This window comes from Lentzea sp. NPDC055074, assembly GCF_053608005.1.
Map to the genome: position 1 here is coordinate 239,863 of NZ_JBSGUQ010000013.1, position 9,481 is coordinate 249,343.

General features: G+C 70.4%; 12 protein-coding genes. 5 read left to right on the forward strand and 7 right to left on the reverse strand.

What is annotated here, in order from left to right; genetic code table 11:
- Window positions 1–186 precede the first annotated feature (186 nt).
- Window positions 187–1,422, forward strand: a complete 1,236-nt coding sequence (locus tag ACWF7A_RS27975; RefSeq protein WP_452253455.1) for an amino acid permease — start codon at window positions 187–189, stop codon at window positions 1,420–1,422.
- Here ACWF7A_RS27975 and ACWF7A_RS27980 read toward each other — a convergent pair.
- Window positions 1,361–1,633, reverse strand: a complete 273-nt coding sequence (locus ACWF7A_RS27980) for a hypothetical protein (protein ID WP_452253456.1) — start codon at window positions 1,631–1,633, stop codon at window positions 1,361–1,363. The genes ACWF7A_RS27975 and ACWF7A_RS27980 overlap by 62 nt on opposite strands.
- Window positions 1,634–1,725: 92 nt before the next feature.
- Here ACWF7A_RS27980 and ACWF7A_RS27985 point away from each other — a divergent pair, with 92 nt between their 5' ends.
- On the forward strand, window positions 1,726–2,817 hold the full coding sequence (locus ACWF7A_RS27985; protein ID WP_452253457.1) for a branched-chain amino acid aminotransferase: 1,092 nt from the start codon (window positions 1,726–1,728) through the stop codon (window positions 2,815–2,817).
- Here the strand turns inward: ACWF7A_RS27985 and cobS are convergent.
- The 3 genes from cobS to cobU are packed head-to-tail and all read right to left on the reverse strand — an operon-like array spanning window position 2,814 to window position 5,177.
- Entirely contained in the window at window positions 2,814–3,515 is a 702-nt protein-coding gene (cobS, locus tag ACWF7A_RS27990; protein WP_452253458.1) for an adenosylcobinamide-GDP ribazoletransferase, read from the reverse strand. The two genes, ACWF7A_RS27985 and cobS, sit on opposite strands and share 4 nt — an antisense overlap.
- Window positions 3,512–4,627 (reverse strand): nicotinate-nucleotide--dimethylbenzimidazole phosphoribosyltransferase, encoded by a 1,116-nt coding sequence (cobT, locus tag ACWF7A_RS27995; protein ID WP_452253459.1) that lies wholly within the window; start codon window positions 4,625–4,627, stop codon window positions 3,512–3,514. The genes cobS and cobT overlap by 4 nt, the downstream gene beginning before the upstream one ends.
- 10 nt (window positions 4,628–4,637) lie before the next feature.
- Window positions 4,638–5,177 carry a bifunctional adenosylcobinamide kinase/adenosylcobinamide-phosphate guanylyltransferase gene (gene cobU, locus ACWF7A_RS28000; protein ID WP_452253460.1) on the reverse strand — a complete coding sequence of 180 codons (540 nt, stop codon included), beginning with the start codon at window positions 5,175–5,177 and terminating at the stop codon, window positions 4,638–4,640.
- 18 nt (window positions 5,178–5,195) lie between these two features.
- On the opposite strand from cobU, the gene ACWF7A_RS28005 reads away from it, so the two are divergent.
- Window positions 5,196–5,396, forward strand: coding sequence for a hypothetical protein (locus tag ACWF7A_RS28005; protein ID WP_452253461.1), 201 nt, complete (start codon window positions 5,196–5,198; stop codon window positions 5,394–5,396).
- A 14-nt stretch (window positions 5,397–5,410) separates the two neighbouring features.
- On the opposite strand, the gene ACWF7A_RS28010 is transcribed toward ACWF7A_RS28005, so the two are convergent.
- From ACWF7A_RS28010 to ACWF7A_RS28020, 3 genes are read right to left on the reverse strand one after another with little or no spacing between them, the layout of a single operon-like run.
- A complete protein-coding gene (locus ACWF7A_RS28010; protein WP_452253462.1) occupies window positions 5,411–6,397 on the reverse strand; it encodes an aldo/keto reductase family protein in 987 nt (328 codons plus the stop codon).
- A gap of 32 nt (window positions 6,398–6,429) precedes the next feature.
- Complete coding sequence (locus ACWF7A_RS28015) at window positions 6,430–7,062, reverse strand: class I SAM-dependent methyltransferase (protein ID WP_452253463.1); 633 nt, start codon at window positions 7,060–7,062, stop codon at window positions 6,430–6,432.
- Between the two features lie 8 nt (window positions 7,063–7,070).
- The gene (locus ACWF7A_RS28020; protein ID WP_452253464.1) at window positions 7,071–7,697 is read right to left on the reverse strand and encodes a DUF3043 domain-containing protein; all 627 of its coding nucleotides are present in this window, start codon (window positions 7,695–7,697) and stop codon (window positions 7,071–7,073) included.
- Between the two features lie 42 nt (window positions 7,698–7,739).
- On the opposite strand from ACWF7A_RS28020, the gene ACWF7A_RS28025 reads away from it, so the two are divergent.
- Window positions 7,740–8,786 carry a glycerate kinase family protein gene (locus ACWF7A_RS28025; RefSeq protein ID WP_452253465.1) on the forward strand — a complete coding sequence of 349 codons (1,047 nt, stop codon included), beginning with the start codon at window positions 7,740–7,742 and terminating at the stop codon, window positions 8,784–8,786.
- Between the two features lie 186 nt (window positions 8,787–8,972).
- Entirely contained in the window at window positions 8,973–9,344 is a 372-nt protein-coding gene (locus tag ACWF7A_RS28030) for a HesB/IscA family protein (RefSeq protein WP_089922497.1), read from the forward strand.
- The last annotated feature ends 137 nt before the right edge of the window (window positions 9,345–9,481 follow it).

Below are 9,481 nucleotides of genomic sequence, written 5' to 3' on the forward strand. Positions count from 1 at the left end.
GTGTGCGTGCGAGGGGCTCGGAATCGTGACCCATGCTAAAGGTCGGACTGTCCCACCAATGCCCAGCCCCGCCACGTTCGCCGCAATCCGTGACGTTGACAGTTGCGCACAGTGGCGATTCGCCCGTTTCACGCATCAACCGACCGGGTGGTTACGGCCGGATGCCGCATCTGAGAACGTGTACCCGTGACCCACACGCCTCGCGAGATCGTCACGACGGTCGCGCTCGGTCTTCCCGCGGTGCTCGGAGCAGGGGTCTTCGCCGGATTCGCCCCAGCGGCAAGCCTTGCCGGCTGGTGGGCGCTCCCGGCGCTGGCCATTTCCGCGGTCGCCGCCCTGTGCTCGGCCTTCTCCACCGCCGACCAGTCACGGGCCTACCCGGACGTCGGCGGCGGTTACGGATACGTACGAGCGCAGCTCGGCGTGTGGCCCGCGAGGATGACAGCGAGTGCACACCTCCTCGGCCGGTGCGCCATGGCCGCGGCGGTGGCGTTGATGTTCGGCGCGTACGTCGTGCCGGACCGGCCGATGGCCGGCGCGCTCGCCCTCGTCGTCACCACGGCGTTGCTCGGCGCGGCCGGGTTCCGCTTCACCGCCGGTGTCAGCACGGCGGTGTCGGTGGTTGTCCTCGTCGTCCTGGCGCTGGTCGTCGCGGCGAGCTTCTCGATCGCGCCCGTGCCGGCGGCGGGGGAGGCGGGCACCGTGAACGAGCTCGTCGGCGTGGCCGGCCTGATGTTCATGGCGTTCGCGGGCTTCGAACGCGTCACCGCCCCGCACCGCGGTGAGAAGCCGCGTTCGGTGGCGGCGCTGAAGGTCGCGATCCCGGTCCTGATCGGACTGTCCTTCGTCGTCTACCTGGCCGTCGGCGCCGGCGTGTTCCGTCAGCTCGGCAGCGCGCGCCTCGCGTTGTCCCCGGCCCCGCTGAGGGACGCGCTCGTCGCGGCGGACTCGGCCGCGCTGGTGCCGCTGGTGCAGATCGCCGCCGCGGTGGCCGGGGTGGCCGCCCTGCACTTCGTCCTCGCGTCCGCGCACCGCACGCTCACCGGACTGACCGAGGACGGCGACCTGCCCACTCGTCTCAAGTCCGGCGCGCTGACGCTCGTCGTGGTCGTCGCCGCCGCGCTCGCCGTGTTCCTGATGCCGATGGCGACGGCGTTGGGCGTCGCGGCCTGCGGGACGTTGTTCTACTACGCCTTCACCAACGCGTCGGCGCGCGTGCTGCTGCAGAACGACCGCACGTGGCCGATGCGCACGGCATGCCTCGGCCTCGGACTCTCCGTGCTGCTCGCCATGAGCCTGCCGATACCCGCCATGCTGCTCACGATCGCGGGGCTGGGCATCGGCACCGGGCTCATCGGCCTCACGTCTGCGTTGAGAGGAAAACGAGCAGCGTCACGCCAACGCCAACCGCAAGCCCGATGATCCTTCCGTTGGTGATGGCGGGCTTCTCCCTGGTGAGCGCCCAGTAGACGAACAGGAACGTTCCGGCGGTGAACACGGCGGCCACGATGCCGCCGCCACCCCACAACGCCCAGCCGTCGAGGAACGTCATACCGGTGCCCAGGACGAGCAGCGCGGCCTGTAAGACGGTGCGGACGTCCGCACCCTTCGAAGATCTTTCCGCCTCGGTCATGGCCGGGGACTCTATCGAGTCTGACTTAGTAGGACGTCCGAGTTTTGGGAACAGGATTTTCCGTATCCCCACCTGCGGGTTACCGTGCTCCCATGACGAGCGAGTTGCCTTTCACCCGGACTTCCCACCCGCACCCGGCGACCCCGGAACGCGTAGCGGAAGTACTTGCCAAGCCGGGCTTCGGGCAGCACTTCACCGACCACATGGTGACGATCCGCTGGAACCGCGAGAAGGGCTGGCACGACGCTGAAGTCGGCCCGTACTCCACCCTCGCACTGGACCCCGCGGCAATGGTGCTGCACTACGGCCAGGCGATCTTCGAAGGGCTCAAGGCCTACCGGCAGCCCGACGGTTCGATCGCGTCCTTCCGCCCCGAGGCGAACGCCGAGCGCTTCCGCGCGTCGGCCCGCCGCATGGCGATGCCCGAACTCCCCGACGAGCTCTTCCTGGAGTCCGTGCGGCAGATCCTCGCGGTCGACGACCGCTGGGTGCCCTCGGCCGAGGAGGAGTCCCTCTACCTGCGGCCGTTCATGATCTCCACGGAGAAGGGCCTCGGCGTGCGACCCGCGTCCGAGTACCTCTACGTGCTGATCGCCTCTCCCGCCGGCTCCTACTTCGCGGGCGGCGTCAAGCCCGTGAGCGTGTGGCTCTCGACCGAGTACGTCCGCGCGGCCCCCGGTGGCACCGGCGCGGCCAAGTTCGCGGGCAACTACGCCGCGTCCCTCGTGGCGCAGGCGCAGGCCGCCGAGAAGGGCTGCGACCAGGTCGTCTGGCTCGACGCGGTGGAACGCCGCTGGGTCGAGGAGATGGGCGGCATGAACCTGTTCTTCGTCTTCGGGGACAAGGTGATCACGCCCGAGCTGACCGGCACGCTGCTGCCCGGCATCACCCGGAACTCGTTGCTGTCGCTCGCCTCCGACCTCGGCCTGACCGTGGAGGAGCGCCGCATCTCGACCGAGGAGTGGGAGAAGGCCAACGCCTCCGGTGAGCTCACCGAGGTCTTCGCCTGTGGCACGGCGGCGGTCATCACGCCGGTCGGCCACGTCAAGCACGCCGGCGGCGAGTTCGACGTCGCCGACGGCGGCACCGGACCGGTGACGAAGAAGCTGCGCGAGAGCCTGACCGGCCTCCAGCACGGCCACGTCGCCGACACCCACGGCTGGATGACGACCCTGAAGGCCTAAGCGATCACCAGCACGGCCAGAAGCGCGATTTCGGCGGCAGCACCGAGCACATCACCGGTGATGCCGCCGAAACGCTTTCCGGTGTGCTTCACCAGCAGCCACACGAGCGCGAACGCGACGACGACGGCGAGGACCGCGCGCCACCCGAGCGGAATCGCCGCCGCCGCGAGCACCACCCAAGTGCCGATGACCACCAACGGATGCTGTGTGCCCGCAACGAGCGCACCGAGCCCCTCGGGCCGTGCCGCGGGCACGCCGCGCAGGCAGCAGATCCCGAACGCCGCCCGGCTCGTCGCGAACGCGAGCAACACCACGCCCCAGTGAGCCTGGGGGAGCGCGGCGGCCTGCGCTCCGAGCACGACGATCAGCGAGACGACGCCGAACGGCCCTGCGCCGCCGTCCTTCATGACCTTGAGCGCGCGCTCTGGTGGCCCATAGCACCCGAGCCCGTCAGCGACGTCGGCCAATCCGTCGAGGTGCATACCGCGCGTGGACAGCGCGACGACGCCGACGACCAGAAACCCCGACACCAACGCCGATATAGTGGATATCGCCAGCAGTTCGAGCACGCCGACGACGAACGCGCCGAGCACGACGCCCACGACGGGCGTCCACGCGATGGCCCGGCCCGCCGCCTTGCGGTCGACGTCGTCGACGCGCAGCGGCAGGACCGTCAGCCAGGAGAACGCGAGCTTCACCCAGCCGAATTTTCTTGGGCCGAAGCTTCCTGGGCCGCAGCTTCTTCGGGCGCGTTCTCGCGGTTCGTGTCCTCGCGGTTCGTCACGCCGGCGCTCTCGAACGTCGCCATCTCCGCGAGCACCTTCACCGCCGAGACCAGCAACGGCAGTGCCGCCACGGCACCGGAACCCTCGCCGAGCCGCATCTCGAACTCCAGCAGCGGCTTCAGGTTGAGGTGCCCGAGCGCGATGGCGTGCGCGGGCTCGGCCGACTGGTGCCCGGCCACCCACCACTCGCGCGCGCCCGGCGCCAGCTCCTCGGCGACGACGGCGGCCGCACCGACGACGACGCCGTCGAGCACGACCGGTGTCTTGCGCACCGCGGCCTGGGCCAGGAACCCGGCCATCGCGGCGATGTCCGCGCCGGAGGCCGTGGCGAGCAGGGAGACCGGGTCGCTGATCACCAGGCGGGCCCGGCGCAGCGCGTCCCGGATCGCCGCCGTCTTGCGCATCCACGCCTGGTCGTCGATGCCCGTGCCGCGCCCGACGACCGCGACGGGCTCCGACCCGGTCAGTGACGCGATGAGCACGGCGGCGGGCGTGGTGTTGCCGATGCCCATGTCGCCCGCGACGAGCACGTCGGCGCCCGCGTCGACCTCCTCGTCGGCGATCGCGCGACCGGCCGCGATCGCGAGCTCGCACTGCTCACGGGTGAGCGCGTCCTCGCGGTCGATCGACCCGGACGAGCGCCGCACCTTGTGCTGGCTGACCGCCGCCGGGGTGTCCGCGTCGACGGCCATGTCGACCACGCGGACCGTGGCGCCCGCGACCTGCGCGAGCACGTTCACCGCGGCGCCGCCGGTCATGAAGTTCGCGACCATCTGGCCGGTCACCTCGCTCGGGAACGCCGACACGCCCTGCGCGGTGATGCCGTGGTCGCCCGCGAACACGACGACGCGGGGCCGCACGAACGGTTTCGGCGGCACGACGCCCTGGCAGGCGGCGATCCAGTTGCCCAGCTCCTCCAGCCTGCCGAGCGAGCCGACCGGCTTGGTCAGCACCGCGTGCCGGGCCTCGGCCTCGCGCAGAACGGTCTCGTCCGGCGGTTCAACCGGCGGGAACTCGGTGCTCACCTGGTCGCTCCTATCGCAGTTTCAAAGGGATGCCGGCGACGAGCAGGGTGACGTCGTCGCACACCTCGGCGACGCGCGCGTTGAGCGCACCGAGGTGATCGCGGAAGAGCCTGCCAGAGCGTGTCGACGGAATGACGCCGAGGCCGACCTCCGCGGTCACGAGCACCAGCCGGGCCCGGCACGTGGCGACGGAACGCACGAGCTGGTCGACCCCGCGCGTGATCGCGTCGGTGCCGTCGCCCTCCCAGGCCTCGGCGTCGTCGAGCACGCCGACGAGCCAGGTCGACAGGTCGTCCACCAGGATCGGCGGGTCCTCGTACTGCGTCGCCGTGAGCAACGCGGGCAGGTCGGCGGGCGCGGACGCCTCGACCGTGTGCCAGGTGGACGGACGCCGCGCGACGTGCAGCGCGATGCGTGCGTCCCAGTCAGGGTCGTCCGGGTAACGGCGGGCGGTGGCGACATAGGTCACGATCGGCTCGGTGAGCAGACCTTCCGCATGCGCTGACTTGCCCGAACGTGCTCCACCGAGCACGAGCGTGCGACGTGACAAGAGAGTTAGCCTTCGTCCGTGGAATACCGCTGGCGCTACCAGGATGCACAGGGACGCGACGTCGCGGGCCCGGATGTGATGTTCGCGGACCAGGCCGAGGCCGAGGAGTGGTTCGGCGCCGAGTGGCGTGACCTGCTCGACGCCGGGGTCGACCAGGTCACGCTGCTGCACTCGGACACCGAGGTGTACGGCCCGATGAGCCTGCACCCCACGGGCTGACCTGCATTGGCTGGCTAGCCCTGGGCGGTGAGCCTCGGGTCGTCGGTGATGACGCCTTCGAGGACGGCGTCGATCTGCTTGAGCACGTCGTCGCCGAGCTCGACGTCGATGGCCTTGACGTTCTCGACGACCTGCTCCGGACGCGACGCGCCGATGATCGCGGACGCGACGTTCGGGTTCTTCAGCACCCACGCGACGGCGAGCTGCGCGAGCGTGATGCCCGCTTCCTCGGCGATCGGCTTGAGCTGCTGCACGGCGTTGAGCACGTCGTCCCGCATCCAGCGCGAGATCATCTGCGAGCCGCGCGCGTCGGCCAGGCGGGAGCCCTCCGGCGCGTCGGCGCCCGGCAGGTACTTGCCGGTCAGGATGCCCTGGGCGATGGGGGAGAAGACGATCTGGCTGATGCCCTCGCGCTCGCACGCGGGGACGACCTGCGGCTCGATGACGCGCCACAGCATCGAGTACTGCGGCTGGTGCGACACGAACGGCACGTTCAGCTCGCGGGCCAGCGCGGCACCGCGGGTGATCTGGTCGGCGGTCCACTCGGAGACGCCGACGTAGAGGACCTTGCCCTGGCGGACGAGGTCGGCGAACGCCAGCATCGTCTCTTCCAGCGGGACGCTGTGGTCGTACCGGTGCGCCTGGTACAGGTCGACGTAGTCGGTCTGCAGGCGCTTCAGCGACGCGTTGGCCGACTCCATGATGTGCTTGCGGCCGAGGCCGCGGTCGTTGGGACCGCCGGGGCCCGTCGGCCAGTAGACCTTGGTCAGGATCTCCAGCGACTCGCGCCGCTGCCCCTGCAACGCCCGGCCGAGCACGGACTCCGCGGCCGTGTTGGCGTAGACGTCGGCGGTGTCGAAGGTGGTGATCCCCGACTCCAGCGCCGCCTTCACGCAGGCGTGCGCCTGGTCCTCCTCGACCTGGGAACCGTGCGTGAGCCAGTTGCCGTACGAGATCTCACTGATGGACAGGCCGCTGCGGCCGAGTCGACGGAACTTCATACATCCGAGCTTAGCCGAAATCGTTCGTGCTGCTAATGAACTTCGGGCGCGTGCCACACCATGGAATACCGCCAGAACAGACGCCTGCGCACGCGCACTCCGGGCAGGATCTCCCGCGCGGCCGCCCGGATCTCGTTCAACGTCGGAGCGGTCATCACCACGGGCATCTCGGGGTCGTGCGGCCGCTCGCCGGTGCCGCGCACGGCCTTCGCGAGACCGACGAGTGCGTTCGCGGGCAACGTGACGAGCTCCATCGCCTTGTCCGCGGGCGTCGCGGTCATGTAGAGCCCGACGACGATGAGCCGCCCGCCGGGCCTGGTGAGCTCCGCGAGCCGCGTCAGACCCTCTCGCAACGGCAGGTGGTGCAGGCTCGCCTCGGCGGTGACGACGTCGTACCGCCCGAGGTCGTGGGTGAGCACGTCGCCGTGGACCCATCGGACCTCATCGCTCGTCGCCGCGGCCCGTTCGATCATGCGGGCGCTGGCGTCGATGGCGGTGACCTCGCGAGCCTTCACCGACCGCGCCAGGTCACCGAGCCCACAACCGACGTCGAGCGCCGAGCCGGCCTCGGACGGCAACTGCCGGAGCAGCCACCGCCGGTACCACGCGTTGTGGTCCCAGCGGAGCCTCTCCGGCAGCTGGAGCTTGCGCTGCTTCTCGCGCAACCGTTCGGCTACTTGATCGCGTCGCCGGGCTTCACCCGCGGCTTGGGCACGCGGAGCTTGCGGATCTGGCTCGCGCGGATGAACGAGTACCAGCCGATCGACAGGCCCTTGATCGGCTCGGTCGGGAACTTCACCCGCACCTTCCTCGTGACGAGGCGGCCGAGCACGATGCCCTCGATGACCATCGCGATCAGCATGAACGTCGTCGCGAGCGTCGCGTAGCGCTGGACGGCCAGCGACGGCGTCAGCAGCGCCACGAACACCAGGATCGCGAGCGGCATGAACAGGCCCATGAGGTTGCGGCGCGAGTCGACGAGATCGCGGATGTACGCCTTCACCGGACCGCGGTCGCGCGGCAGCAGGTACTTGTCGTCGCCCGCCATCATGCGCTGACGACGCTCGGTGGCCGCGGCACGGCGCTCTTCCTTGCTCACCTTGTTGCCGCGCATGCGCTTGAACGCCTCGCGCTGCGTGCGGGGAGGCGGCGGCACCGGACCGGAACGCCGACCCTGGGCCTCACGCCGCTTGGGCGTGGGCCTGCCCTTGCCCGCGGGGCGGCTGGAGTCGGCGACCTCGTCGGTCGGCTCGGTGGCCGGGGCATCGGTGTCGGCGGCGTTGCGGCGCAGGAACCTCACACCACCAGGGTAGGGCAGCGGGTTTTCTGTACCTTTCGCGAGGTGCGCGTACTCATCGCTCCGGACTGCTTCGGCGGCACCCTGACCGCCCGCGAGGCCGCTGACGCCATCGCCACCGGCTGGCACGACGCCAAGCCCGACGACGTCGTCGTCCAACGCCCGCTGGCCGACGGAGGCCCGGGCTTCGTCGACGTCCTGCACGCCGCGGTAGGCGGCGATATCCGATATATCAGCGTCACGGGCCCGCTCGGGACGCCCGTCGAGGCACGCTGGCTGAGCGTGCACACCAGCGGTGTACGGGCTGCATACATCGAGTCCGCGGAAGCCTGCGGACTCCACCTCATCCCCGCGGAGCTCCGCCCGCAGGCCTGCGAGACCGCGACGACGCGAGGCGTCGGCGAGCTCATCGCGGCAGCGGCGGGTGACAACGATGTCATCACGGTCGGCCTCGGCGGCTCCGGCACGACCGACGGCGGCGCCGGCATGCTCGCCGCGCTGTCCGACGCGTTGTCCGGCGCCGGCGTCGACCTGACCGGCACGTCGCTGGTGGCCGCCTCCGACGTGGAGAACCCGCTCCTCGGCCCGCACGGCGCCGCGCACACGTTCGGCCCGCAGAAGGGCGCGTCCCCCGAGGCCGTCGAACGCCTCGAAGCCAAGCTCGCCGCGATGGACGTCCTCAAGCCCGTATCCGATATATCGGGTGCCGGAGCGGCCGGAGGGCTCGGCGCCGCACTCCTCTCGCTGGGAGCGACGGTGACGTCGGGCGCGGGCCTGGTACGCGAGCTCACCCACCTCGATGCCGCCCTCGACGACGCCGACGTCGTCATCACCGGCGAGGGCAGCTTCGACTGGCAGTCCCTGCGCGGCAAGCTCATCACCGCCGTCGCCAGCGGCGCCGCCGAACGCGGCATCCCGTGCATCGCCATCGCGGGCCAGGTCACCGTCGGCCGCCGCGAGATGGGCGCCGCGGGCGTGCAGGCCGCCTACTCGGTGTCCGAGCACGTGGGCTCTGTGCAACAGTCGATTGCGGACGCCCGCAAAAGTGTCGTTGCAACGGCCCGGCACGTGGCCGCCCAGTGGTCGCGTTAGAGGGCCGCGTTAGAGGGTGTAGCGGAAGCGCACTGATATATCGGTTGGCTTGAGCGTGGTCTACGTGACAGTGGACACCTAGGGCGTCATGAGGTGCCGTTGTGGGACCATGGGTGGAGGAACAAGGCGGGGAACGCCCGTGTTGTTGATGGGTGAACCGCCCGCAAAGGACCTCTTAGGAGAGCCATGACGACCGCTCAGGATGCCGCTTCGACCGCCTCCGAGGCGCCCAGCCACGGCGTGACGCTGACCGATGCGGCCGCCGTCAAGGCCAAGGCGCTGCTCGACCAGGAGGGCCGCGACGACATGCACCTGCGCATCGCCGTCCAGCCCGGTGGTTGCGCCGGCCTTCGCTACCAGCTGTTCTTCGACGAGCGTGCGCTCGACGGTGACGCGATGGTCGACTTCAACGGCATGAAGGTCGCCGTTGACCGCATGAGCGCCCCGTACGTCGAAGGCGCTGTCATCGACTTCGTGGACACGATCGAGAAGCAGGGCTTCACGATCGACAACCCGAACGCCGGCGGGTCTTGCGCCTGCGGCGACTCGTTCCACTAAGGCGAACACGCGGAGAGGCCGGGGGGCCCCCCAGACGGGGGACGCGCCCCGACCCGGGGGGGGCCGCCAAAGTTGGCCGGGAATAACCGACCCCCACGGGATCCCCGGCGCGAGGAGGCCGCGAAGGGGGGGCCGGA